The 24796-nt window shown below is 69.0% G+C and carries 25 protein-coding genes and 4 pseudogenes; 17 read left to right on the top strand and 12 right to left on the bottom strand.

All coding sequences use genetic code 11. From position 1 onward, the window contains the following. Window positions 1–203 precede the first annotated feature (203 nt). On the top strand, window positions 204–740 hold the full coding sequence (locus AB0G35_RS26205) for a hypothetical protein (protein WP_360954235.1): 537 nt from the start codon (window positions 204–206) through the stop codon (window positions 738–740). A gap of 184 nt (window positions 741–924) precedes the next feature. Further along, entirely contained in the window at window positions 925–1371 is a 447-nt protein-coding gene (locus AB0G35_RS26200) for a hypothetical protein (RefSeq protein ID WP_360954232.1), read from the top strand. Here AB0G35_RS26200 and hemC read toward each other — a convergent pair. Next, the gene (hemC, locus tag AB0G35_RS26195; RefSeq protein ID WP_360954230.1) at window positions 1349–2284 is read right to left on the bottom strand and encodes a hydroxymethylbilane synthase; all 936 of its coding nucleotides are present in this window, start codon (window positions 2282–2284) and stop codon (window positions 1349–1351) included. The genes AB0G35_RS26200 and hemC overlap by 23 nt on opposite strands. Window positions 2285–2550: 266 nt before the next feature. On the opposite strand from hemC, the gene AB0G35_RS26190 reads away from it, so the two are divergent. Beyond that, window positions 2551–3147, top strand: a complete 597-nt coding sequence (locus AB0G35_RS26190; RefSeq protein WP_360954228.1) for a hypothetical protein — start codon at window positions 2551–2553, stop codon at window positions 3145–3147. 56 nt (window positions 3148–3203) lie between these two features. Here the strand turns inward: AB0G35_RS26190 and proP are convergent, their stop codons facing one another. The 4 genes from proP to AB0G35_RS26170 all read right to left on the bottom strand — a co-directional run bounded on the left by proP (window position 3204) and on the right by AB0G35_RS26170 (window position 8306). Next, the gene (proP, locus tag AB0G35_RS26185; protein WP_360954226.1) at window positions 3204–4715 is read right to left on the bottom strand and encodes a glycine betaine/L-proline transporter ProP; all 1512 of its coding nucleotides are present in this window, start codon (window positions 4713–4715) and stop codon (window positions 3204–3206) included. Between the two features lie 593 nt (window positions 4716–5308). Next, a complete protein-coding gene (locus tag AB0G35_RS26180; RefSeq protein ID WP_360954223.1) occupies window positions 5309–6013 on the bottom strand; it encodes a class F sortase in 705 nt (234 codons plus the stop codon). 131 nt (window positions 6014–6144) lie between these two features. Beyond that, window positions 6145–6894 carry a hypothetical protein gene (locus AB0G35_RS26175; RefSeq protein ID WP_360954220.1) on the bottom strand — a complete coding sequence of 250 codons (750 nt, stop codon included), beginning with the start codon at window positions 6892–6894 and terminating at the stop codon, window positions 6145–6147. Between the two features lie 686 nt (window positions 6895–7580). Next, a complete protein-coding gene (locus tag AB0G35_RS26170; RefSeq protein ID WP_360954217.1) occupies window positions 7581–8306 on the bottom strand; it encodes a Mut7-C RNAse domain-containing protein in 726 nt (241 codons plus the stop codon). Window positions 8307–8699: 393 nt separating this feature from the next. Here AB0G35_RS26170 and AB0G35_RS26165 point away from each other — a divergent pair. Next, window positions 8700–9552, top strand: a pseudogene (locus AB0G35_RS26165) (GNAT family N-acetyltransferase). Window positions 9553–9735: 183 nt separating this feature from the next. Here the strand turns inward: AB0G35_RS26165 and AB0G35_RS26160 are convergent. Beyond that, window positions 9736–10575, bottom strand: coding sequence for a chitinase (locus tag AB0G35_RS26160; RefSeq protein ID WP_360954214.1), 840 nt, complete (start codon window positions 10573–10575; stop codon window positions 9736–9738). A gap of 278 nt (window positions 10576–10853) precedes the next feature. Here AB0G35_RS26160 and AB0G35_RS26155 point away from each other — a divergent pair, with 278 nt between their 5' ends. After that, a complete protein-coding gene (locus tag AB0G35_RS26155; protein WP_360954373.1) occupies window positions 10854–11555 on the top strand; it encodes an aspartate/glutamate racemase family protein in 702 nt (233 codons plus the stop codon). A 218-nt stretch (window positions 11556–11773) separates the two neighbouring features. Further along, window positions 11774–11989, top strand: a complete 216-nt coding sequence (locus AB0G35_RS26150) for a hypothetical protein (protein WP_360954211.1) — start codon at window positions 11774–11776, stop codon at window positions 11987–11989. A 179-nt stretch (window positions 11990–12168) separates the two neighbouring features. Here AB0G35_RS26150 and AB0G35_RS26145 read toward each other — a convergent pair whose 3' ends face one another. Next, a complete protein-coding gene (locus AB0G35_RS26145) occupies window positions 12169–12402 on the bottom strand; it encodes a DUF6296 family protein (protein ID WP_360954208.1) in 234 nt (77 codons plus the stop codon). A gap of 396 nt (window positions 12403–12798) precedes the next feature. Between AB0G35_RS26145 and AB0G35_RS26140 the strand changes: the two genes are divergently transcribed. The 4 genes from AB0G35_RS26140 to AB0G35_RS26125 all read left to right on the top strand — a co-directional run bounded on the left by AB0G35_RS26140 (window position 12799) and on the right by AB0G35_RS26125 (window position 15060). Then, entirely contained in the window at window positions 12799–13176 is a 378-nt protein-coding gene (locus AB0G35_RS26140; protein ID WP_360954205.1) for a VOC family protein, read from the top strand. A 294-nt stretch (window positions 13177–13470) separates the two neighbouring features. After that, window positions 13471–13671, top strand: coding sequence for a hypothetical protein (locus AB0G35_RS26135; protein ID WP_360954202.1), 201 nt, complete (start codon window positions 13471–13473; stop codon window positions 13669–13671). A 115-nt stretch (window positions 13672–13786) separates the two neighbouring features. Continuing rightward, on the top strand, window positions 13787–14611 hold the full coding sequence (locus AB0G35_RS26130; RefSeq protein WP_360954199.1) for an alpha-ketoglutarate-dependent dioxygenase AlkB: 825 nt from the start codon (window positions 13787–13789) through the stop codon (window positions 14609–14611). A gap of 215 nt (window positions 14612–14826) precedes the next feature. After that, window positions 14827–15060 carry a DUF2277 domain-containing protein gene (locus AB0G35_RS26125; protein WP_360954196.1) on the top strand — a complete coding sequence of 78 codons (234 nt, stop codon included), beginning with the start codon at window positions 14827–14829 and terminating at the stop codon, window positions 15058–15060. Window positions 15061–15103: 43 nt separating this feature from the next. Here AB0G35_RS26125 and AB0G35_RS26120 read toward each other — a convergent pair whose 3' ends face one another. Further along, the gene (locus AB0G35_RS26120; protein ID WP_360954193.1) at window positions 15104–16186 is read right to left on the bottom strand and encodes an endonuclease/exonuclease/phosphatase family protein; all 1083 of its coding nucleotides are present in this window, start codon (window positions 16184–16186) and stop codon (window positions 15104–15106) included. A 23-nt stretch (window positions 16187–16209) separates the two neighbouring features. Beyond that, a complete protein-coding gene (locus tag AB0G35_RS26115; RefSeq protein WP_360954190.1) occupies window positions 16210–16827 on the bottom strand; it encodes a flavin reductase family protein in 618 nt (205 codons plus the stop codon). On the opposite strand from AB0G35_RS26115, the pseudogene AB0G35_RS26110 reads away from it, so the two are divergent. Both AB0G35_RS26110 and AB0G35_RS26105 read left to right on the top strand, forming a co-directional pair. Continuing rightward, window positions 16708–17247: pseudogene (locus AB0G35_RS26110) on the top strand (recombinase family protein); the annotation flags it as partial. The gene AB0G35_RS26115 and the pseudogene AB0G35_RS26110 sit on opposite strands and share 120 nt — an antisense overlap. An 18-nt stretch (window positions 17248–17265) precedes the next feature. Next, window positions 17266–17679 (top strand): annotated as a pseudogene (locus tag AB0G35_RS26105) (ATP-binding protein); the annotation flags it as partial. A gap of 840 nt (window positions 17680–18519) precedes the next feature. Here the strand turns inward: AB0G35_RS26105 and AB0G35_RS26100 are convergent. The 3 genes from AB0G35_RS26100 to AB0G35_RS26090 all read right to left on the bottom strand — a co-directional run bounded on the left by AB0G35_RS26100 (window position 18520) and on the right by AB0G35_RS26090 (window position 19792). Further along, window positions 18520–19305 carry a hypothetical protein gene (locus AB0G35_RS26100; RefSeq protein WP_360954187.1) on the bottom strand — a complete coding sequence of 262 codons (786 nt, stop codon included), beginning with the start codon at window positions 19303–19305 and terminating at the stop codon, window positions 18520–18522. Window positions 19306–19409: 104 nt separating this feature from the next. Next, window positions 19410–19565 carry a hypothetical protein gene (locus AB0G35_RS26095; protein ID WP_360954184.1) on the bottom strand — a complete coding sequence of 52 codons (156 nt, stop codon included), beginning with the start codon at window positions 19563–19565 and terminating at the stop codon, window positions 19410–19412. Then, window positions 19562–19792, bottom strand: coding sequence for a hypothetical protein (locus AB0G35_RS26090; RefSeq protein WP_360954393.1), 231 nt, complete (start codon window positions 19790–19792; stop codon window positions 19562–19564). Before AB0G35_RS26090 ends, AB0G35_RS26095 begins: the two co-directional genes overlap by 4 nt. On the opposite strand from AB0G35_RS26090, the gene AB0G35_RS26085 reads away from it, so the two are divergent. The 5 genes and pseudogenes from AB0G35_RS26085 to AB0G35_RS26065 all read left to right on the top strand — a co-directional run. Further along, the gene (locus AB0G35_RS26085; RefSeq protein ID WP_360954181.1) at window positions 19698–19937 is read left to right on the top strand and encodes a potassium-transporting ATPase subunit C; all 240 of its coding nucleotides are present in this window, start codon (window positions 19698–19700) and stop codon (window positions 19935–19937) included. The two genes, AB0G35_RS26090 and AB0G35_RS26085, sit on opposite strands and share 95 nt — an antisense overlap. Window positions 19938–20073: 136 nt before the next feature. Beyond that, on the top strand, window positions 20074–22587 hold the full coding sequence (locus tag AB0G35_RS26080; protein WP_360954178.1) for an ATP-binding protein: 2514 nt from the start codon (window positions 20074–20076) through the stop codon (window positions 22585–22587). Window positions 22588–22630: 43 nt separating this feature from the next. Continuing rightward, entirely contained in the window at window positions 22631–23041 is a 411-nt protein-coding gene (locus AB0G35_RS26075) for a DUF3592 domain-containing protein (protein ID WP_360954175.1), read from the top strand. 381 nt (window positions 23042–23422) lie between these two features. Continuing rightward, window positions 23423–24232 (top strand): SDR family NAD(P)-dependent oxidoreductase, encoded by an 810-nt coding sequence (locus AB0G35_RS26070; RefSeq protein ID WP_360954172.1) that lies wholly within the window; start codon window positions 23423–23425, stop codon window positions 24230–24232. A 203-nt stretch (window positions 24233–24435) separates the two neighbouring features. Beyond that, window positions 24436–24783: pseudogene (locus AB0G35_RS26065) on the top strand (GNAT family N-acetyltransferase); the annotation flags it as partial. Window positions 24784–24796 lie beyond the last annotated feature (13 nt).

The raw sequence follows: 24796 nt of genomic DNA, 5'->3' as shown, positions 1-24796 counted from the left end.
CAGTGACGCCGTGAAGCGCCTTCGGCGTGATCTACCGGATGGATGAGGAGAAGACCGGCTCCCCCGCGTGGGGGAAAGGCTCGGCGTCCTGGCCACCTCGGAGGATGAGTGATCTTCAGTCCCGAGCTCGATGCCTGCGCACGCGGGCCCGTGGAACCGTGTCTCTTGATCAGTATCGCCCCTCTCGTCAGGAGGCTCGCGCCATGTCCGAATTCACCGTCCCTCGTCCAGGGAGTGCAGTCGCTGAGGTTCCGCCCCCGCCCCGGTGGGCCGTCCGAGCCGCTTATGCCTCGGCGCTCTCCGCGACCGTCGGGTTCATCCCGATCCACGCGGTCTGGGCGCTGGGCATTCCCCTCTGGGCGGACAAGGACACGTTCCGGGAGTGGTACGCGCTCGGTGGCGGCCCGTACCTGTTCGTGCTCAGCGGGCTGGCACTGCTGGCCGGCATCCTGGCGTTGAGCCTGGTCCGGCCGCGGGGTCTGGTGTTCCCGAGCTGGACCCCGTTCCTCGCCACGTGCAGAGTTCCGCGCCGGACGCCGGCCGCCACGGCCTTCACCGTTTCGGCCTTCCTCCTCCTGTACACCGCCTGGGCGGCTGCGCGGACGCTCGAAGACTTCAACGAGGACGGCATCTTCAGCCGCTGGATCGTCGTCTACGGCGTCCCGCAGTTCCTGGTGTGGGGTATCGGCCTGGCCATCGCCGCAGTCTCTTACCGCCGCCGCACCTCCCGCGGGCGCTGAGGACCGTCCGGCGGGACAGAACGAAGCCAGGGGCGAAGGGCTGCCGGCGGTTGGCACGCTGGCCCTCGCGGGAAGGGTGTGCTTGACCTGCCCGCGCCTCCGCGGGCGGATCACCCGGCCCCTCGGACACTGCCCGGCCCATGCCGCCGCCCCTGCCGTCTTCCCCCCACTGGAGGTCAACACCATGCCCCTGCCCCGCTATGTGCGGTTCCAAGGCACGACACGCAGCCCGCACGGCCACTTCCCCGGCATCTTCGCCCTCGCCAACGGGCTCGCGCGGGACGGCAGGCTGAGCGAGGAGCAGTACCGCTTCTGGCGTGCCGCCAACGACTGGTACGACGCCCACTACGCCAATCCGTCCGACACCGACCCACTCGTCTACGACAGGCAACGGAACCCGGGTGCGGTGGCATGGTTCAAGATCAACGCAACCCACCTCATCGACCGCGTGGACGGCTACCTGCACCTACTGGCCGCACACGGCGTCCCGTACGAACGGCTGGAGTCCACCGACCCGGGCCACATCATCTACGAGGACGACGACCAGGTCGTGGTCGTGCCACGGCGGAAGGCAGATGACCGCAGGCATCCCGCCCGGGCGTCCCGGTTCAGTGCGGGATGCCGTCGATGAGTTCGCGGGCGCCCTGGCGCAGGAGAGCCACGGCCACGGAGGTGCCGAGCGTCTCGGGGGTGAGCGGGCCGGCCCATTCGTGGGCATTGAGGACCGTCTTGCCGTCCGGGGTGAAGACGCAGGCGCGCAGGGAGAGTTCGCCGCGGCGGTCGGTGGTGGCGTAACCGGCGATCGGGCTGTTGCAGTGGCCCTGCAGCACGTGCAGGAGCATGCGCTCGGCGGTGGTCTCCTGGTACGTCCTGGGGTGGCCGAGACCGCTGACCGCGTCGATGGTCCCGGTGTCGTCCTCGCGGCACTGGAGCGCCAGCACACCCGCGCCGATGGGCGGGCACATCTCCTCCACGGACAGGATCTGGGTGATCACGTCCGTCCGGCCGATGCGCTCAAGACCCGAGACGGCCAGCAGCAGCGCATCCGCCTCGCCGACCGCGAGCTTCTCCATGCGGCGGTTGGCGTTGCCGCGCATCGGCACGCACTGGAGGTGCGGGTGCGAGGCGGCGAGCTGGGCGATCCGGCGGACCGACGAGGTGCCGATCCGGGTGCCTGCGGGGAGTTCGTCGAGCGTACGACCGCCCGGGTCGATCAGCGCATCGCGGACGTCATCGCGCTCCAGGAACGCCGCGAAGGTCGTCCCGGCCGGCAGCGGGCGGTCACCCGGGATGTCCTTGACGCAGTGCACCGCGAGATCCGCCTCACCGGCGAGCAGGGCGGCGTCGACCTCTTTGGTGAACGCGCCCTTGCCCTCGACCTGCGAGAGCGCACCCATCCAGCGGTCACCGGTGGTCTTGACCGGGATGACCTCGGTGGCGATTCCGGGGTGGAGCGCGGCGAGTTCGGTGCGCACTCGCTCCACCTGGGCCAGGGCCATCGGCGAGTCGCGGGAGACGATGCGGATCAGTTCTGGGGCGGACATGCGCCCACGATAGTCCGTCAGTTATGGGCGGCAGTCCAAGGGAGGCCACTTGTCGGGCCGTTTCCCTCGGCCACATGTGTGCGAGATACGGTCCCCTCATGTCCCGGTCAACGCCCAGTCCTAGCCATGGCCCCAGTCCTAGCCCTGGCCCGAGTTCCAGCCCTGGTCCGAGTTCCAGCCCCAGCCCCAGCCCCAGTCCCAGTCCCCGTGCCGCGTCCGGACCTCCTGCCCCTCTCACCGTCACCGCGGACGATCTCGACCGTTGTGTGCAGCTCGCGGTGGCCGTGCTGGGCCAGGCGCCCGCGGACGCGTGGCAGCGGAAAGCCGGTTCGCTGGAGTGGGACTGCTGGGAGACGGTCGAGCACCTCAGTGACGATCTCTTCGCCTACGCGGTCCAACTCGGCCCGCGGAAGCCGCCGTTGGACGGGCTGGTGCCCTTCGTATGGGAGAGCCGGCGGCCGGGCGGGCCCGCGAACGCCGTGCATGCCGACCGCGCGGCGGGGCCGGCGGGGCTGTTGCAGGTTCTGGAGGCGAGCGGCGCACTGCTGGTCGCCATGGTGCGTACGGCGTCTCCGGAGGTCCGGGCCCACCATGTGTTCGGGGCCTCGGATCCGGAGGGCTTCGCCGCGATGGGGGCGGTGGAGACCCTGGTCCACACCCACGATCTCGCCCAGGGGCTGGGGCTGGCCTGGGAGCCGCCCGCCGACGTGTGCGCGCGGGTGCTCGCCCGGCTGTTTCCCGATGCCCCGGATGTGCCGGCCAGCGGCCCCTGGGCCGTCCTGTTGTGGGCCACCGGACGCGGTGCGCTACCGGGGCGTCCTCGTCTCACCAGTTGGCGATGGGACAGCAGCGTTCGCCGATGAAGTCGGGGGAGGAAGGGGAGGGAGACGGCAAGGGTCGTCCATGACACCGTCCGGGCTCAGTGCCGGGCCCACGGGTGCCGTAGCCGGATCCAGATGTCCCTGGCCCGCCGGCCGGCTTCGGTGCGGCTCTCCGCCACGAGGGCCTGGGCCTGCTCCTCGGTCTCCACCATCGGGCCGGACCCGCGCAGCGGTTTGCCCGCGGTTTCGCGCAGGAAGAACGTGGCGATCAGCCCGATGACCCCGGCCGCCATCAGGTAGTACGCCGGGACCATCGCGCTGCCCGTCGCCTGCACCAGCCCGGAGGCGAACAACGGTGTCGTACCGCCGAAGAGGGAGACGGAGATGTTGAACGAGATCGACAGCGCTCCGTAGCGCAGACGGGTCGGGAAGAGCGCCGGGAGGGTGGAGGCCGACGTCCCCGCGAAGCAGACCAGCAGAAGGCCGAGGATCAGACATCCGAGGGCGGGCAGCAGGATGCCGCCGGCCCGGATGAGCAGCACCGCGGGGGCGGCGAGTGCGATCAGGGCGGCGCTGCCCGCCATGAAGACGGGCCGCCGGCCCCATTTGTCGGAGGTGCGTCCGATGGTGGTGATGGTGAGCACCACGACGATCATGGTGCCGAGCACCAGCAGCTGCGCGGTGAGCGGATCCTCGCCGAGGGTCTCGGTCATGTACGTCGGCAGGTAGGAGGTCACCATGTAGTTGGTGACGTTGTAGAGCAGTACCAGGCCCATGCAGATCAGCACCGCCTGCCAGTGCCGGGTGAAGATCTCCTTCAACCGTCCGTGACCGGACTGGCGGGCCTCCTCGACCGGGTCCTCGCCGCCCGCGGCGCGGATCTCCTCCGCGTCGTGGTGTGCCTGTTCGGCCTCGCGCTGGAAGGCCGGCGTCTCCTCCAGCCGTAGCCGCATGTACAGGCCGATCAGCCCCAGGGGCCCGGCGACGAGGAACGGCAGCCGCCAGCCCCAGTTCACCAGACCGTCCGTACCGAGGACGCCGGTGAGCAGCGTGACCAGTCCGGAACCGAGCGAGTACCCGACGAAGGTGCCGAAGTCGAGCCAGCTGCCGAGGAATCCGCGCCGGGTATCGGGGGCGTATTCGGCGATATAGGTGGTGGCACCGGCGTATTCGCCACCGGTGGAGAATCCCTGCACCAGACGGCAGATCAGCAGCAGAATCGGCGCGGCGAAGCCGATGGTGTGGTAACTGGGCAGAAAGCCGACCGCGAAGGTGCTGATCGCCATCATGATCATGGTGGCGGCGAGTACGCGCTTGCGGCCGATGCGGTCACCGAGCGGACCGAATACGAGGCCACCGAGCGGCCGGACGAGAAACGCCGCGGCAAATGTGGCGAACGTCGAGACGACCTGCGCACCCGGTGAACTCGCCGGGAAGAACACCTTCCCCAGCGTGCCCGCCAGATAGGCGTAGACGCCGAAGTCGAACCACTCCATGGTATTGCCCAGCGCGGCCGCCGAGACCGCCTTGTGGACCGCGGGCCGGTCCGTGACGGTGACGTCCTGGGCGCTCAGTGGCTGTTTGCGACGGCGCAGCAGAATGCGCAGCATGCGGTCGGTCGCGGGCGTACCCCCGCGGGCCGGCTTACGGCCCCGCCGCGGGGTCGGCGGTTGTTGACGTCCGGGGTTCATCTCATCCCGTCATCAGGGCGAGGTTTTGGTTTCACGAGCACGAGGAGCCATGCGGGCCCTCGTCTGCTGTGCTCAGGTTCTGACACTCACGTCGCCTCGCGTGTGCCCTGTGATCGCCGGGCAAAACGGCTGACGACCGGTGAGCACTTCTCAACGGTCGGAGCCTTGAGAGTCGGAAACGTCGGAACACCGAACAAAGGACGTGGATCAACGTCCCGAGTTCCTTCTCAACGCTTCGCTAATGCTGAGTGGTGAGGGATGAGCGCGTCCATCATTTCCCTGCCCCTTCCCGATCGGGGAAGCATCCACGGTACCGCGTTTCGCCCGTTTCCTCCTCTACAGGACGGATACAGGGCAGTGCCCGGACCGGCACGGCGGCCGGCCCGGGCATCATCCGGTTTCGCCAAGACGAGAGGCGAAGACGGGAACGAGAGCGAGAACGGGGACGGGAACGAGAACGGGAACGAGACGGGGACGGGGACGGGGACGCTGACGCGATGAGCCGTGGACGGTCAGGCTCGCCTGTACGAGTCGAGGTGGGCGAAGACCACGACGTTGTCGACGTAGTCCTTGACCTTCCGGTCGTAGGCGCCCCCGCAGGTGATGATCCGCAGCGACGCTTCCTGCACATCGCCGTAGACCCGGTCGCTGGGGAAGTTCGCCTTGCTGAAGGTCTCCACGGAGTCGACCCGGAACGTGGCAATCATGCCGTCCTCACGGGTGATGTTGACCGTGTTGCCGGGCTTGAGGGATTCGAGTTGCATGAAGACCGCGGGTCCGGTCTTGGTGTCGACGTGACCGGCGATGATCGATGAACCGCGTTCGCCCGGGCTGGCCCCGTCCTTGTACCAGCCGACGAGGTTGTTGTCGTTGGGGGGCGGGGCTTCGAGCTGCCCGGTCGGGCCGAGGCCGAGCGGGGCGAAGGGCGCGTCGACCGCGATCGACGGGATCCTCAAACGCTTCGGCGCGGAACGGGGCAGGGCCATTCCCGGGGCGGCGGCCGGAGAGGCGGAGCCGCTCGCCCGGGGGGTGGCGGAGGCGGCCACGGCGTGGTGGGACTGCGGCTTGGGGTCCGCCGAGGTGTCGACGGAGTTGTAGACGAGGAGCGAGCCCAGCAGAAATGCTGCCGCAGACCACAACAGGCCGCGACCGACGGGGCGGGACGCGGGGGTGCGGGACGGGTTCGTTTTCGGCTGGGGCGACTGCTGGGCGGTCATGTGCGGATGCCTTTCATGAACGGGCGGCGGCGAGGCGTTGAGAAGGCGGTGGGCAACGCAATCGCCGCGGCCACCGTCCACGAGGAACGGTGGCCGCGACGGCGTGGCGGCCTCCGTCGGGGGCAGCCTGGTCAGGCCGTCGCAGAGCCCGAGGCGGAACGACGGCGCAGCATGTAGGCACCGGCGCCCAGACCACCGAGCATCAGCACGGAGCCGGCAGCCATGCTGCTGCCGGACGCGAGGCCACCGCCACCGGTGTGGATGCCGCCGTGCGGCCGGCGGTGGTCGCCGTAGCCACCGTGGTCGCGGTCGCCGTAGCCACCGTGGTCCCGGCCGTGGTCGCGGTCGCCGTAGCCACCGTGGTCCCGGCCGTGGTCCCGGTCGCCGTAGCCACCGTGGTCCCGGCCACCGTCACGGCCGTGGTCCCGGCCACCGTCACGGCCGTGGTCCCGGCCACCGTCACGGCCGTGGTCCCGGCCACCGTCGCGGCCGTGGTCGTCGCCGTAACCGCTGCCCTGGTCCCAGTCGGCAAGCACGGTCTGGGCCAGTGCGCCGCCACCGGTGTGCACGCCGCCGCTCGGCCTCCTGTTGCCGTGGTCGCAGCGACGGTCCCAGTCGTTGTAGCGACCGTGGTCGCGGTCGCGGTCACGGTCACGGCCGTTGTCCCGACCGTGGTCCCTGCCGTTGTCGCGACCGTAGTCACGGCCGTTGTCGCGACCGTTGTCGCGACCGTAGTCACGGCCGTTGTCGCGGCCGCCACGTCCGTAGTCGCAACGGTGGTCCCGGTCGCGGTCACGATCGCGGTCGCGGTCGCGGTCGCCGTTCCTGTCGTGGTCGTTGTTGGTGGCAGACGACCCGCTGCCCGAGGCAATATCCTGCATGATCATTGCGTTTGCGACGGGCGCGGAGATTGCAAGGGCCGCTGTGATGGCGGCCGAGGCGAACAGGGTGCGGGCAGTGCGCATGGGGACATGTTCCTTTCGGCGCGACTGCGAAGGCTGACTCTTTGTCGGCACATCGGATCGCAGTAGCGACGTGATCACCGTCAGCCGGATTGCGACCGCGCACCACCGGAGAACGTCGCATTCGAGGTACCCGATGGGCTCTTCGGGTGGCCGAAAGCGGCGGATTCACCCATTGGACGGCGCGCGTCGTCGGCGTGTCGCGCAACGAGTGGGCTAGGGGCATGAGAACGCACTCCCCGAGGGGTTGGTTCATACTTGAACCACTACGCACTGCGAGGTGCGGCGGCGACGAACTTCACCCAGCGCCATCACCCAGCGCCATCGCCCTGAGCCGTCACCCCGACCCTCCACCCCGCCCACAACGCCACCGATCCGCGTCGCCGAACGTCCCTGCGCAGGGACCTCGTTGGCGAACTGACGCACCATCACCTTCACTGCCACGACACGGCGAAACACGGCGGTCGCCGCTGACCGACCCCGCCCCCGACGGCCCTCCCCTCCCTCGTCACCCGCCCTGAGGAATCCGTACGGCCAAGCGGCCGCCCCGGAAGGCGCCACCCCGCGGCGCGTGGCAGCGCGGCAACGGGCTCCGGGGCACCGTTTCAGCCCGCGTTCTCCCGAAGCGCCTCCTGGACGATGGCCTCCAGGCGGGCGTGGTGGGCGCCGCGCCAGTAGACGCGGCCGCACTCGGTGCACTGTGCGAACACGTCGTACGTTCGCTGCGTGCCGTGCTGGAGTTGCTCACGCACCGAGTCCTTGTCGGCGTCCGCCAGTCGGCCGTTGCAGGCGGTGCAGCGGGTCCAAGGGGCCAGGGTGGGGGCGAAGCGCCTTAGTACGTCGCGGAGTTGGTCGTCGGGCCGGTCGCTGTAGATGAACGCCCCCGCCCAGATCTCCCGTCGGCGCAGCAGTCCGCGATCCCGGGAGAGCAGCACCCGCTGCTCCTTCGCCGAGAGCGCCGCCAGTGCGGCGTCGCCCGGGTCCTCGTTCGTGTACGCCGCATCGACGCCCAGCAGCCGCAGCCGGCGGGCGAGGGTGCCGAGGTGGACGTCGAGCAGGAAGCGCAGCGGGGCACCGGGGATCCGTTGCGGGCGTTCGACGGCCCGCACCTCGATGCGCTCGCCCGCGCTCGGCACATGGGCGGCTGTCGCCTCGGCGCCGTCCACCACCAGACCGCCGACCTCGGTGAGCGGGACGCCCAGCGACTCGACGACATGGCCGAGCGTCGACGTCCCGTCGGTCACCACGGCGGCGTCCGTGGCGCTGTGCTCTGCTGCGACGAAAACGTGCAGCTCAGGGGCGAAGCTGAAGTGGACTTCCGGTGCGTTCACGTCGCACAGCATGTCATCGGACGGGACGGACCGGCCAGCAATTTCCGCCTCGGCGGGCGCCTCCCCGGAAGCGGTCCGACAGCCACCGCCACCAGAGCGGTCGCAGCCGGTCCTGCGGGCACGAAGATCGGGGCGGTCGCGGCCAGTTTCCGCGAGCACGACGATCGGGGCAGGGAACGGTCGCAGCCGGTCCCAGCGGGCTCGACGTTCGGCCGGAGCAGCGGAACCGCGAGCCACGAGCCGCTGAAGGTTAGCCCGGATCTGACTACGTACGGACCGTAGTGGTTCGCTCCCTCGCTTGTGCACGGTGGAGCAGGCCCCGCTCCGCCGCCGCCCCTAGCCTCACTGCCACCCCACCAACATCACCAGCGCGACCAACGAGGGGCGGTACCGGTGAACTGGCTCATCCACGACTACCGCGAGAACGATCTCGCCGAAGTGGTCCATCTGATCGACTCCACGGCCGACCTCGGGCAGGAGTCCGTCTTCTCGCTCGCCGAGTGCATCAGCGCGCTGACCTCGCGGCAGCCCGCCGTGGTGGCCGTCCACCAGGGAGCGCCCATCGGGGCCGCCCTCGCGTGCGTGGCGGGTGAGCGGGGCTGGGTGATGCGGATCGCGATCTCGTCGGCCTGGCGCGGCCGGGGCCTGGCGAGCGCGCTGCTGGTCGAACTGGAACGGCGGCTGATCGCGGCCCGGGTGAGCCGTATCGCGTACGTGCTGCCGGAGGAGGACCTGCTCGGTGAGGGGTTGCTGAACGCCGGCTACACGCGCCAGCCCGCGGTGGCCTACTTCGAGAAGGTCGAACCGCACCACGGTCCGGCGGCCAGCCTCCTGGAGGACCTCGGCGGACGGTTCCTGCCCGACCAACTCGATCCGCTCGCTCGACCCGGCGTTCCTGCGCCCGGGCCGGTTCGACTACCTGATCCCAATCGGTACGCCGGACACCGCGGCCCGCTCGGCGATCTGGTCCCGCTACACCGACGGGCGGCCCGAGGTGGACATCTCGGAACTCGTGGCGGCCAGCGAGCTGTTCACGCCGGCCGACATCGAACACGCCGCGCGGGTGGCCGCGCAGGCGTCGTTCGAGCGGGACCTGGAGTCGGTCGGCGCGGGGGCGGGCGCACACGGCAGGTTCGGGGCGAGCACCGAGGACTACCTCGCCGCCATCTCCCAGTGCCGGCCGACCGTCACGCCCGCGATGATCGACGAGTTCGGCACGGACATCACGGCCCACGCACGCTGCTGATGGCCCGGGCCGGAGCCGGAGCCGAGGCCGGGGCCGGAGCCGAGGCCGGGGCCGGAGCCGAGGCCGGGGCCGGAGCCGAGGCCGGGGCCAGGGCCAGGGCCGGGCTTACGCCCAGTCCCGCACCTCAGCGGCTCCCTAGTCAACGGCCCCGCCCCTTACACAGCAGCTCACCAGCACAGCTGCTCAACAGCTCAGATTGTCGCCAGGTGTGGTGCCCAGGATCTGCACGAAGCTCTTGTAGTTGTCGATCCGGCTCTGCACCTGGCCGGGGTTACCCCCGTTGCATTCCAGGGACCCGTTGATGCTGCGAATGGTCTCGCCGAAACTGGCGCCGCCGACCATCGCCTGATGGGGCGTCATGGTTCCCGGCCCCTTCTGGGTGTTCCAGTACCAGAGCGCCGTCTTCCAGGCGACGGCGGGATCCTGCTCCACCAGATAGGGGTTGTCCAGCAGATCCACGCCCAACGCCTCGCCCGCCGCCTTGTAGTTGACATTCCAGCTGAGCTGGAGCGGCCCGCGGCCGTAGTAGGCGGCCTGCCCGGCCGGGCATCCGTACGGCTGGCTGGCGTCGCAGTAGTGGGGGTAGTTGCCGGTGTTCTGCTCCACCACGTGGACGAGCCCACCGGTCTCATGGCCGACGTTCGCGAGGAACGCCGCGGCCTCCTGCCGCCGTACGGTGTCGCCCCCGGTGTTCGCGAACTCCGGGTAGGCACTGAGCGCCGCGGTCAGTCCGCTGTACGTGTAGAAGGGGTTCCGGTTCGGGAACATCTGGTGGAACTGCGCCTCGCTGACCACGAATTCCTCAGCTCGCGCATCAGCTCGCACATCGGCTCGCGCGTCACCTGGCGCGCCACCTGGTGCGTCGTCTCGTGTATTGGCGCGCGTATTGGCGCGCCCAGCTGCCGGGGCCCCGGCTTGATCGGCGGTACAGGAGGAACAGCCCGGCGCGGCCGCCGCAAGCCCCGTCGGCACGACGAGGGCGACACCGACGGCCAGAGTGGCGGCACTCAGCACTGCGGCCATACGTGTTCTCCTTGCGAAACTCCTTCGCGCGGCCGCCGGGTGCCGCGAACCCCAGGGAGAAAGGCACCAACGGGTCGGGACGGGACGGCCGCGAGGCGGGGGGGGAAGAAAGGAATCGCGCGCACGCACACAGAGGCGAGCCTAGGTCTAGACCAAGCAAGCTCAACGGCAGGCTAGCCAGGCCCAGTTGGCCCTGTCCAGACCACTGCACCACTCCCCGCCGCCACCAAAGTCGGAGATCACCTCCGGCACACCTGTGCCACAGTGATCCCATGGAAATGCGAACAATCGGACTGCTCGGCGGGATGAGCTGGGAGTCCACGGCGGAGTACTACCGGCTGCTCAACGAGCTCACCCGCGAGCGCCTGGGCGGCCTGCACTCGTCCAAGTGCGTGCTCTATTCCGTGGACTTCGCCGAGATCGAACGACTGCAGGTTGAAGGCCGCTGGGAAGAGGCCGGCGAAATACTCGCCGAAGCGGCCAAAGCACTGGAAGCGGCCGGCGCGGACCTGCTGCTGATCTGCACCAACACCATGCACAAGGTCGCCGATCAGGTGGCCGCCGCGACCTCCGTCCCGCTCCTGCACCTCGCCGACACCACGGCAGAGGCCGTCCGCGCCCACGGACTACACCGCGTCGGCCTCCTGGGCACCGCCTTCACCATGGAGCAGGACTTCTACCGCGGCCGCCTCACACGCCATGGGCTCGACGTGCTCGTCCCGGACACGGCCGGGCGCGGCACCGTGCACACGGTGATCTACGACGAGCTGTGCCTCGGCATCGTCCGCGAGGAGTCCCGGGCCGCCTTCACGGCAGTCATCAACGATCTGGTCGCGGCCGGCGCCGAAGGCATCGTGTTGGGCTGTACCGAGATCGAGTTGCTCATCGGCGCCGAGCACAGCCCGGTCCCCGTCTTCCCCACCACCCGTCTGCACGCCGAAGCAGCCGTCGCCCACGCACTCGCCCCTTCGACCGTGTAGCCGACCGGTCGCTGAGCGCCCTGACGTACGGCCATGGCATGCCGAATGCACTGCATGAAGATCGAGCGAACTCGCCGGCGGGCCCCAGCACCCACGCGCACATCACCCGTCAACTCCCCTTTCTCCACGAATTCTTGGGCTGCGCCGAGGTTTGAAGTGGCGACGGGTACTCTGACGTGGTGTCGCGTACCGAGTTAGAACGACTGGCCAGGATCCGGATGCAGATCACCGGGGAAACGCTCGAACGCGCCATGGCCGTACTCCAAGGACACGCCGGCGAACCGCTCCCCGAGGACGGCCACGCTGCCGAGTCGGACCGCGCCCTTCCGGATGTCGAGCCCGATGCCTCGGATTCCGGCCAGCCCCCCGAGGACGGCCAGTCCCCGGACGAGGACCAGCCCCCCCAGCGGCATCGCCACCTCCGCGGCCTCTGACCGCTCTCCCGCCGATCCGGGCGCCCACCCCACCCCCTCCCCTCCTCTCCTCCCCTCTCCCGCTCTTCTTCCTCCCCTTCTCTCCCCTTCTCGCCTCGCGTGACGTATCCGCTCGATCACAGAGAGGTGCGCCCGGAGGCCGCTACGGGCCAACGAGCGCAAGCGCGGCCGGAGCGGCGTCAGCGGCTCTCCAGGGGGCGCGCGAGGAGTGGCGTACGGGGTGCCTGATGTCCGCCGCTGGCCAGCATGCGGACCTCGCCCCGGTCGCTGATCTCGGCGCGTACGATCCCCGACTCGTCCTCGTAGATTGGATAGCCGCCCGCTCCGGCTCGCTCGGTGCGGTGGACGACCACCACGTCGTCCTCTACGGCAGGGGCTTGAAACACCAGCTCATAGCGTTCCGGGTAATCCATGGCGGCCTCCCGATACGGCTTGGCCCTTCCATCGTTACTCAGGCCTGCCGAGCGCGCCTCAGGAAAAGGCGCTATGCCGCGCCAGAAGGAACGGTGCCATCACGGCATGTAGGGGCCCCGCTCCGGTGCGCTGTCACCGGAGCGGGGCAGGTCCGAGAAGCGCCAGCAGCTCGGATAGTTACGGCTTCCACCGTACGGGCCACCACTGACAATCGCGGTCCGCAAGAGAGCATGATGTGCCGCGCATACGCCCCCGACGGGCAACTGGCCACCCGAAAATCGCCACAGCACGACATCGGGGCATCACCCGATCAGGGGAGTCCCAGCAATCAACCAAAGACCCCGCCGGAGCCGACGAAAGCCCTGACCAGACCAGCAAGGAAGGGGTAGCGGAAGGTGACCAGGAAACCTCGCTTCTCGATCGCGACGATCGCCCTGGACTGCCCGGACGCCCACCAGCTGGCCGGCTTCTACGGACGACTGCTGGGATGGGACGTCACCGCCAGCGAACCGGACTGGGTGCTGCTGCGGTGCCCCGACGGCGGCACCGGTCTCTCGTTGCAGTCCGAACCGGGCTATCGACCACCGGTGTGGCCCGAACTGCCCGGAAAGCAACAGAAGATGCTGCATCTCGATATCCGGGTCGACGACCTCGACGAGGCCGAGCGGTACGCGGTCGCACTCGGCGCGGACCGGGCCACCTACCAGCCCCATGACGACGTGCGGGTGCTGTACGACCCGGCAGGACACCCCTTCTGCCTCTTCCTCGACTGACCCCTCCCCCAACCCCGCTTCCTCTCGCCCTCCCTCTCCCCCAACCCACCCCCACCCCACCTCTCCCCTCAGCCTCACCTGCCTCACCGCCCCCTCACCAGCCTCACCCCCTCCGGACGCGGAGCGTGTGGGAATGGACACATGCAGCCAGCGAAGTGCGTGCTCGGGGCCTTCGGTCCTCGCTGGTCAGCGAGTCGAGGTGGCGGCAGAGGCAGGGGCCGGATCGCGCCAGGTGGGCCGGAGCGCACCGCAAGCAGGAAGGCGTTGTCAGTGCCTGCCCCTAGCATTACCCATATGTCCCCAACTCCTTCTGCCCATAAGGGTGCGCCCGTTCCTGCCTCCGAGGCGAACGAATCGATTCGGCGGTTCGTACGCGCTCGGCACGGCCTGGCATGGACGGCGCAGGACATGGCGGAGTACGCCGCGCTGCTGGAGGTCTGGACGCTGGCGGTACGGTCGGAGGACGCGGACGTCATGGTGGTGGAAGCGGCGTAGGAGATCAGAAGCGGCGTGGGAGATCAGCACGCACAGACCCACAATGATCCAGACCCACGCCGATTCGGCCAATAAGGGGGCACAAACAGGCAGGATCGCAGGCAGGCGGAAACAGATGAGCACTCCGCTCCCCGGCTTCGAAAACGTCGGTGTCCCCACAGGGCGGCCGAAAGCTGCGGGAATCGAGCCGGCCCCCGGAGAGCAGGCCGGCAGCAGGACGACGAGCAGCCGCCGGGAGATCGCCCCCGGCGCCGTGCACATCCCCGGCTGGTTGTCCCTGGCGCAGCAACAGGCCTTGGTCGTCGCCTGCCGGGGGTGGGCGCGCGGTCCCGTGCCGATCCGGCACACCAAGCTTCCGAACGGCGGCGTGATGTCCGTCCAGACCGTGTGCCTCGGCTGGCACTGGCAGCCGTACGCCTATACCCGTACCGCCGACGACGTGAACGGCGCCCGGGTCGCCGAACTCCCCTCCTGGCTCGTCGAGTTGGGCCGCACAGCCATAGTCGCGGCATACCGGGACCGGGACCGGGCCCCCACCGCAGCCACGCACACATACCCGCCCCACGCCGCCACACCCGACACCTGCCCGCCCTCCATCCGCACGCCCCTCAGCTACACCCCCGACACCGCACTGATCAACTTCTACGACGGTCAGGCGAAGATGGGCATGCATCAGGACAAGGACGAGCGCTCGGACGCACCCGTGGTGTCCCTCAGCATCGGCGACCGCTGCATCTTCCGCTTCGGCAATACCGAGACGCGCACCAAGCCGTACACCGACATCGAGCTGAGCTCCGGCGATCTCTTCGTCTTCGGCGGGCCGTCCCGCTTCGCGTACCACGGCGTCCCCAAGGTACGACCGGGCACCGGCGACCCCGCCACCGGGCTGGCCGGCGGCCGCCTCAACATCACCCTGCGCATGACGGGCCTCAAGGGGTAGGCGGCACGGACAGCCCCATCGGGGCCGGGCGGCCCCACCAGGCTCAGGCAGACCCCACCAGGCCCAGTCGGACCGCTCCGGGCCCAGGCGCACCCCCACCAGAATCGGGCGGGCCCACCAGATCAGGTAGCCCCCGGATCGAGCAGACGCCACCGGATCGGACGCACCCCACCAGGTCAGATGACTCCCTCGCCAGAACCCCGCACACTGAACTCATGTGCCGCAGCATCAAGACGCTCCGCCCGCCCCTCACCCCCGAGGTCACCGACGAGGACATCAGGGCCGCGGCCCTGCAGTACGTCCGCAAGATCTCCGGCTTCCGTGCCCCGGCCGCCCACAACCGCGAGGTCTTCGACCACGCGGTGGACGCGGTGGCGGCAGCGACCCAGGAGCTTCTCGACGGCCTACAGATCCGCGGCTCCGCGACCCGTCAGCCCACCCACCACTGACCCCAGCCCCGGCCGAACCCATCCACCGGCAGACCGGCCCGGCTCACCCTCCCCACTCGACAACGGCCTGTACCGGTAGGTGATCGCTCGGAAACTGCCCGTGCGAGGAATAGGTGTTGATCGTCGCGCGGCGCGTCCGTACGCCCGGCGAAGTGAGGATCCAGTCGATCCGGTCCCCGTCCAGCACCAGCGGCCGGTATCCGTGGAAGGTGCCGTACTGCGCGCTCCGCTCCTCGGCGGTGTCCCAGCTGTCCACGAGCGCCCCGCCGTGCAGCATCGCGTCGTACACGGGATTCCCGTGCGCCGCCACATTGAAATCGCCGGTGACGATCCGGGGCAGTGCGGGGTCCAGTCCGTCCAGCCTTTCGGTGATCAGTGCCGCGGACCGCTCCCGCGCGTATTGATGCGCATGATCCAGATGCGTATTGAGTGCACAGAACTCAGTCCCCGTCCGCAGATCACGGAAACGCACCCAGGTCACCATCCGGATGACCGTGTTCCCCCAGGTCGCCGAACCGATCAGATAGGGGGTATCGGACAGCCAGAAATGGTCGTACTCAAGCGGAGCGAGCCGCCCCACCCGGTAAAAAATCGCCGCGAATTCGTCCTTGCTGCCGCCGGCCCGCCCGGTGCCCAGCCAGGCGTAGCGCGGCCCCAGGTCCTCCGCGATGTCGCGCAGCTGCCCGTAGAGCCCCTCCTGGGTGCCGAGCAGATGCGGGCCCTCCCGGCGCAGGAGGGCCCGCATCACAGGGCGGCGCTCGGCCCAGGAGTGCGGCCGGGTGTCCGAGGCATAGCGCAGGTTGAAGGTCATCACCTGCAGCCCCGGCCCGCCGTCGTCGGCGTACGCGGTCCCCGCCCCGTACACCGCCGCCGTCACCACCGACCCGGCGACCGCCGCAGCCGCCACCGCCCGCACCACAGCCCGCCGCCGTAACCCGGCCCCGCCCGCTCCGCAACCGACCGCATCGGTCACCTCAGCTACGCCACGCAACTCGCTCGCATCCGTCACATCCGCCATGTCAGCCACATCCGTCACGTCCACCACGTCCGTCGTGTCAGCCACGTCAGTCGTATCCGTCATCCCACACAGACTCCCGAACACCGCGGTGACCGGGAAGTGGCTCACGGGGAACGCGCCCGGAATCAGCCTCAGCGGTCGCTGGCCGGCCCCCGCCAGTCCGCGTGCCGAATACGGGACAGCTCCCGCACCTCACCGACCGTCCCCCACTCGTCCCGGCCCAGCCGCGCCAGCGGCTTCAACCGGGAAATCTCCGGGTGACCGTCGACCAACACGTCCTGCGACACGACCGCATGCACCACCCGCCCGAAAACGATGACGGAATCCCCGATCCCCACGGTCGAGTGCACCTCGCACTCCAGCGCCACCGGCGAGGCCGCCACCCGCAGCGGCTTGACCCGCAGACTCGGCTCGGACTCGACCCCGGCCGCCTCGAATTCACTCACACCGTGCGGGAAATCGGTCGCGGTGTCATTGATCTGCTCGAAAAGCTCCTCGGAGGCGAAATTCACCACGAATTGTCCGGTCGCCTCGATGTTGAGGAGAGTGTCCTTACGCCCCACCGAACTGAACTGCACAACGGGCGGCGCAACGCTGGCGATGTTGAAGAAAGAGTGCGGGGCGAGGTTGTGCACCCCGTCCGCCGAGGTGGTCGACACCCAGGCGATCGGCCGCGGCACCACGGTGGCGGTCAGCAGCCGGTAGAAATCGTTGCGGGACAAGGCAGCGGGATCAAAGTCAATGCGCATGGTGATCAGTATCCACACGGGCAGCCGCGGATCGTACAGCGGATCCACGGCACCACCAAACCCCTGAGTTCGACGGAAGTGCCCGGTATCGGGAGCCACCGAGCACCAGGAGCCCACACCGCGCCCACAGCAGCAACCACCACTGTCTGGGAGGACTTCGAGGTCCCCGCCCACGCCCGCGGCGGCCAAGTCACCCGCAACCTCCACGACCACCTGGCGGCCTACGCCCCCAAACATCCTGGCACCATCGCCTACGGCTGGGTCCGCAAGGGCGAGCGCAAAGGGCAGCTTGTCCCGGAGGAGACCGACGTTGTCGTCCGGATCTTCCAGGACTTCATGTCGGGGGAATCGGCCTACAGCATCGCCAGGACCTTCAACGCCGAAGGGATCAAGCCTCCTGCCGCTCGTACCTGGTCGTCCACGATGGTCGCCACCAGCGGACGGCGCTGGGTGATCTACGACGAGGCATGGCGCGTCATGCGGCACGTCGCCCTCCTGGAACGCATGCAGAGCCAGTGGAAGCTCTCACGGGGTCTTGGCATCGCCAACCTCATGGTGATCCACCGCCTCAGCGATTTGCTGACCGCAGGAGATGCCGGCTCCCGCGGCCGGGCGCTGGCGGAGGGCCTGCTCACCGACTGCTCGACCCGCATCATCTACCGCCAGGAAGCCGACCAACTCACCTCCGCCGCTGCCCTGCTGGGGCTCACCGGCGTGGAGACCCAGGCCGTGTCCGCCCTCACCAAGGGCCGGGGCCTGTGGAAGGTCGCGGGCCGGTCGTTCATTACTCAACATCTCCTCCACCCGCGCGAACGCGAACTGTTCGATACAGACGCCCGCATGCATACCTGAGCATCAGCCGTCGCCCCGCTCACCTCACGGAGGGAGCCGAAGCCGCACTTCGGCTCCCCCGCCCCCTTCCAAGCATCGAAGTCATCCATTCCCATGGCTGGGCAGCAGGGACCGCGCCTTCATGCCATTCCTGCCACCGGACGATGCTGGCTCGGCTCGGCGGTCGGTGCGCTGCTCCCCGTCGGCAAGATTTCCGCGAGGGTCAGTGAGGCACCCAGAACAAACAACCTCCGTGGAGCCGCATGCCGTACAGAGCGCTCCATCGCGGGCAGGGGGTCCGCTGGAGTCTGGGGGACGCCATGCGCCCATTTCGCCACGCCACTGCGTTCGTCATAGCAGCGTTCGTCATAGCAGCGTTAGGCATGACGACGTTTGTAGCCGGCTGTTCGTCGTCGCCAGAAGCACCTGCGGACCGGCCACACTCGTCAGTACCGAAGCGAGAGAAGGCTACAGGGCCGCTCCAGAAGCAGGGCAAGGCTCCGGTCGTTACTGTCGGAAAGACGGCTTCTTACAGTGCTGCTAGTGGCACTACCGGGGCAAGGACGACCTCTTCTATCACCTTTCACGCCGCCAAGTACGTGACAGCGTCGGAGATCAGCGCAGGGAAGCCAAGGGGACGATATGCGGTGATCACCATGCGGTTGCCGCGTGTCGCCGCGCGGCTCACCCCAAGAGGTCGCGCTGGAGAGCCCGCAGCGCTTCAGTCTCCTTCATGAAACCATCCGACCATCGTTATGGGGAGTGGGTGAGCAAGCGGATCTCGGGAATGTGACTGGCGGAAGGCGAGGCACCATGTGACAGTGGCCGAACCGAGGGCAGGGAGTTCACGCAAAGGACTCTCTAACTTATAAGCACTTCACCCTTTTTGGAAACCTGATAGTAGTCAACTACCGGGAATTCCAGTTTGAACACCATTCCGTACCGCCTGCGTATCTCGGCCACCGTCTTCTGCGCCGGTTCGTGCAGGCACCGTGTGACCGGCGGATCACTCTTCATGCAGGGAGCCAGCTCTTGCAGCAGGCGCTTCTTGCTGCTGCGTACGGTGTCCCACGAAAGGGTTTGCGAAGGGGTGAAGACCTGGGCCGGCTCCTGCGCGTCCGGGCCCGACGGGTTTGGACCGTGGCCGCGGTAGTAGTCGACGAGGCGCCTGCGGTAGGAGTCATGACTGAACGGGATGGTCTCCCCGGCCGTGCCGTGGGAGGAGTGGTGGTCACCGGCGGCGAAGACGCCGTGCAGAGTGTCTCCGATGCGGTGGGGGTCGGCGCCGTAGTAGGCAGTGACGCGAAGGGCACAGCGGATCTTGTACTGGTCTTTTCCGTCCTGAAAGAACCACTGTTTGGCTTGTCCACCTGAGCAGATGTCGTCCACGGCGACCAGGGCCAGGGTGAGGGGGGTCTCCTGGTCATAGGCCTCTGCGATGGACCGCAGCCGCTTCTCTGCCTTGTGGCGGGACTCTTCGGCCTGAGTGCTTCCTGCAAGTCTGCGTACCTCTTTGGGGCTGATGGCGCGGTTTTGGGAGGAGCAGGCGGTCAAGGCGAAGATGAGGAGGACGGGGAGAATCCCGAAGATGCGTCGGACGGCGTCACGTAAGGCGGCTGCGTCCCTCTGCGCCTGTTTGGTAGTCATGCTGTCATTTTCCCAAAGTGGTTGGCGGTGTCTACGCGAACGAATACTCCTACGGATGCGGGGGCGCCCCATGTGGAGTGCCCCCGCGGGTAGTGGAGGTACGGTTACAGACCCATGCCCGCCATGGTCCTTTCAAGGGAGTTCGCGTAGAGCGGCGCGCCCCCGATCTTGGGGTAGGGCAGTGTGGTCCGGATGTTGTGCCGGCTGCTCACTGCCCAGGACTGCAGCGGCCCGGCCAGCCGCAGGGTCAGGACGCTCACTTCGCCTGCGCCTCCGCGAGGGCCTTCGCCAGAGCCTCTTCCGCCTGCTCCAGGGCCGTCTTCCAGGTGACGCGCTGCGGGAGCTTCGAATCCTTGTCGTCGGTGGGCTGGTGTGCCAGGGCAGAGGCATAGATGGCGGCGGTCCAGGCCGGGCTGTCGCCCCACTGCTCGTCTGCGTCGGCGATGTGTGTGAAGAGTGCGGTGGCGTACGCGTACGAGCAGGTCAACCGGGTGGCGAAGGCTCGCCGGCTGGCTCCGGCCCGGGTCCGCAAGCTGGTCGCCGAGCACGTCCAAGGCCGCGTCCTGGGGTTCCTGGGTCAGGAAAACGTCAACATCGTCGAGCTCAACCACGATCTTGCCGGGCTGATGTGACCATGGAACACCACCTATGCCGCTCGGCCGCCCGAGGTCCGTCCTCCGCGCAGCGCAGGCGACGTGGGACTGTGCAAGACCGGTAAGGGAGGGGCTTTCGGTGGCGCCGAGGGTTGTCGCAGCCGATACGCCAGGCGTGGGCGTACGGCCAGGGAAGCTCAAGGTTTTCCTCGGGGCAGCGCCCGGTGTCGGCAAGACCTACCGGATGCTGGACGAGGGGCGTCGCCGGGCCCGGCGCGGCACCGATGTGGTGGTCGCGTACGCCGAGTGCCACGCCCGGCCGCACACCGAGGAGATGCTCGAAGGACTGGAGCTACTCCCCCGGACGCACCGCGAGTACCGGGGAGGCACCTTCAGCGAGTTGGATCTCGACGGTGTCCTCGCCCGCCACCCCGAGGTCGCACTCGTCGACGAGCTGCCGCACACCAATGTTCCCGGCGGACGTAACGCCAAGCGCTGGCAGGACATCGACGAGCTGCTCGCCGCGGGGATCGACGTCGTCACCACCGTCAACGTCCAGCATCTGGAGTCGCTGAACGACGTCGTGGAGAAGATCACCGGCGTCCCGCAGCGCGAGACCGTCCCCGACGAGGTCGTCCGCCGCGCCCACCAGATCGAGCTCGTCGACATGCCCGCCGAGGCGCTGCGCCGCCGTATGGCACACGGCAACATCTACCAACCGGAGAAGGTGGACGCCGCGCTCGCCCACTACTTCCGCGTCGGCAACCTGACGGCCCTTCGGGAGCTGGCGCTGCTGTGGGTCGCCGGCCGGGTGGACGAAACCCTGCAGAAGTACCGTTCCGAGCATGGCATCGGCACGGTCTGGGAGACCCGCGAACGCGTCGTGGTCGCGCTCACCGGCGGCCCGGAGGGCGAAACGCTGATCCGCCGGGCCGAACGGATCGCGGACCGCTCGTCCGGCGGCGACCTGCTGGCCGTCCATGTCGCCCGCAGTGACGGCCTCGCCGACGCCTCCCCCGCCGCCCTCGCGAAACAACGCGCACTGGTGGAGAGCCTCGGCGGCAGCTACCACTCGGTCGTCGGCGACCATGTGCCCACCGCCTTGCTGGACTTCGCTCGCGCCGAGAACGCCACCCAGCTCGTCCTGGGTACGAGTCGCCGCAGCTGGCTCTCCCGTCTGCTGGCCCCGCGCGGTATCGGCGAGGACACCGTCGAGCTCTCCGGCGACATCGACGTGCACATGGTCACCCACGAAGGAGCCGGCCGCGGACGCCGGCTGTCCGCACCCGGCCGTCAGCTACCGCACGCACGCCGCGTCGCGGGACCGCTGGCCGGCTTCGCCCTCCCCCTCCTCCTGACCGCCGTTCTCGCCAACACCCGCGGCTCGCTCAACCTGACCAGCGAGGCCCTGCTCTTCCTGGTCGCCGTCATCGGCGTGGCCTGCCTCGGCGGTGTGGTCTCCGCGCTGCTCGCCTCCCTCACCGCCTCTCTCCTGCTGAACTACTACTTCATCCCGCCGAGCGGCCAGTTCACCATCACCGAACCCAACAACGCGCTCGCCCTTGCGGTGTTCGTGGTGGTTGCCGTCACGGTCGCCGCGCTCGTCGACCGGTCGTTGCGTCTGGCGCGGCGAGCGGCGAGCGCCACCGCAGAAGCCGAGACGCTGTCCTCCATGGCCGGGAACATCCTCCGGGGCGACCAAGCGGTGTCGATGCTCCTGGAGCGCACCCGTGAGACCTTCGGCATGGAGTCGGCCGAACTCGTCCCGCGCTCGGATCAGGAAACCGAAGTGCTGGAGGGCCATGACGGACTCGTGAAGGTGCCCGCCGGGCCGGACCGCGTGCTCGTCCTACGAGGCCGCAGCCTTCCCGCCTCCGAGCACCGGGTGCTGACCGCCTTCGCCGCACATCTCGCCGCCGCACTGGACCATGCCCGCCTCGCGGAAGCCGCTGCCGAGGTCGAACCGGTGAAGGCGGCGGACCGGATGCGTACCGCGCTGCTGGCCGCGGTCAGCCACGACCTGCGGACGCCACTGGCCGCCGGACGGGCCGCCATCAGCTCGCTGCGCAGCACGGACGTGGACTTCTCCGCGGCGGAACGGGACGAGCTGCTGGCGACGGCCGACGAGGCGCTCGTCAAGCTCAACCGCCTGGTGGACAACCTCCTCGACATGAGCAGGCTCCGGGCCGGCGCGTTGACGTTGCACCTTCAGCCCACCGCGTTCGCGGACGTCCTCCCCCTGGCACTGGACACCCTGCCCGCTACAGCGGTGCCGGTCGACTCCCAGGGGCTGACGGAGATCTGCGACGTCCTCGCGGATCCGCCGCTGCTGGAGCGGGTCATCGCCAACCTGGTGACCAACGCGGTCCGCCACTCGCCCCCACAGCGACGGGTGCTCATCAGTGCCAGCACCCTGGGCTCGCGAGTCGAACTGCGGGTCATCGACCGGGGGCCAGGGCTCCGCCCGGAAGACCGCGACCGGATCTTCGTACCCTTCCAGCGCCTGGGCGACAACGACAACACGACCGGCCTCGGGCTGGGGCTCGCGCTCTCCCGGGGCCTGGCCGAGGCGATGGGCGGCACGCTCACCCCCGAGGACACCCCCGGAGGCGGGCTGACCATGGTCCTTTCCTTGCGTGCCGCCGCCGCGGAGGAGCCCGCTGGGCTCACATACGACGGGCGGGCGTAGTCGTGGTCACCTCGGAGATCGGATAGACGTGGACGCAGGGGCCATGGTCGTGCTGGCGGGGATTGCCGCGTTCGGCGGCCTGCTCGCCATGCTGGCAGGTGCGTACGGCCTGCGTCAGGCCCGGCACGTGAGGCGGACCGGCGTACGGGTTGAGGCCCTGGTCAAGCGTCCTCCGGGGAACGTTTCCGACGAGCCGGCCGCGCCGCGCCCGCTGCTCCAGTTCGTCACGGCCGACGACCGTGTGAGGGAAGTCGTCTGCCCCGTGGCCCCGACCCGCCGACGTCCGCTCAACGATGGCGACCACGTGCTCGTCCTCTACGATCCCGACGAGCCGCGCACCGTCATCCTTCCCGACCTGGAACGCCCGGGTCCGGACCGCTTGTTCATCACCGGGGGCGTCTTGGTCATGCTGCTCTCCCTGACGTTGGTGGCTGTCGCGGTAGCGAGTCGATGACCGGGCGTTCCCCGCTCCCTGACCGTCATGTCAGTCGATTTGCGCTCGCCACCCGTCGAAACCACAGCTCATCAGGGGTGCGTCAAGAGCTGCGCGGTTCTCTTGAAGCCGGATGCGGCACGGCATTTGATAGGTGATGTGAACAGCGCCTGGCTCCTTCTCGACCGCCCGCCGTCATGGCGAAGCCGTGCCATGTCACGGTCGGTGGGTCAGTGTCGTGCGCCGCGCTGTCCGGAGACCTCGGCTGTGAGCTGAGACCTCTCCTGCATCCCTGCGGGGCGCCGTGATCTGATCCGGCGCCCCCTTTTGCACCCGCACGCCTCACCCTCTGACGGAGCCGCGTGCTACGCCCGCCCCTTTTCTCTCTTCCTGGAATGAATCATGCCCGCTTCCGACCTTTCCTCCCGTACCGTCCTGGTGACCGGAGCCACCTCCGGCATCGGCTTCGAAACCGCCCGCCAGCTCGCCGAGCGCGGGGCCACCGTCCTCGTACACGGCCGCACCGCCGAAGAAGCCCAGGCCACGACCGACAAGCTGATCGCCGCCGCGGGCATCGACGGGGCCCAACTGTGCGGGTTCACCGCGGACTTCACCCACCTGGAGGAGGTCGAGGCCATGGCACGGCGCGTCATCACCGAGCACCCCCGCCTGGACGTCCTGGTCAACAACGCCGCCACAGCCGCCCCCGAACGCCACACCGTCACCGCCGACGGCAACGAGATCGCCTTCCAAGTCAACTTCCTCGCCCACTACCTGCTGACCTGCCTCCTGGAGCCCGCCCTCACCACCGACCCGGGCGGCCGCGTCGTCAACGTGTCCTCCTCGCTGCACCGCACCGCCTCCATCCAGTGGAGCGACCCGCAGCGCGCCCGCCGCTACTCCCGGCTCGCGGCCTACGCACAGTCGCAGCTCGCGCTCACCGTCTTCGCCGCCGACCCGCGGGTGACGGCCGTCTCCGTCCACCCGGGTGTCTGCGAGACGGACCTGCTGTCGCTCTACGCGAACAGCGGTGAATCGGCGGCCGAGGGCGCCGCCCATGTCGTACGCCTCTGCGACCCGGCCACCGAGATCGTCAACGGCGCCTACTACGACCGCGACCAACGCGTCGAGCCCGCCCCGGCCGCGACGGAGGAACGCACCGTCAAGCGCCTCAACAAACTCGCCGACCGGCTCGTCGGCCACAGCGTCTGAAGAACGCCACCGCCTGACGAGCGCCCCCAACAACCACCCCAGAGCGAAAGGCCCGTACGCCCATGTCCGAGCGCGCCCGCAAGAAGAAGGCCAACCACGGCAGCAAAGCCGGCCAGAGCTGACCGCCGAGCAGGGCGGCTCCGCCAGGGCCGCCCTGCTCGGACCACCCCACGACCGCCACAAGGAGCTTCCGTGATCGAGACGCCAGTTGGGGAGGATCTGCCGGTCTCGCCGCCTCCGGACTCGGCTGGGCGGCCTTCGCCAAGGACCGCGCGCTCGCCGTAGCCTGTACCTACTTCGGTGGCACCACGTACGAGGATGTCGCCTGCGTGACCATCCCCGAACTCCGCCGCCAGCGCCTCGCCCTGGCCTGCGTCACCGCCCTGTGCCAGGACATCGTCGCTCGCGGCCACACCCCGAGTTGGACCTGCTCCCGCGACAACCGTGCCAGTCGGCTCCTCGCCTGGACCGCCGGCTTCCGTCTGGAGCACGAGTACGTCCACTACTTCACCGGACAGCCGGCGCGCCGCGTCGCCGGTCTCACCGCCTGAACACCACCGAAAG

Source organism: Streptomyces sp. NPDC021749, assembly GCF_040640655.1.
In the GTDB taxonomy this organism is placed as follows: Bacteria; Actinomycetota; Actinomycetes; order Streptomycetales; family Streptomycetaceae; genus Streptomyces.
This window is presented reverse-complemented; position numbering and strand designations above follow the sequence as displayed.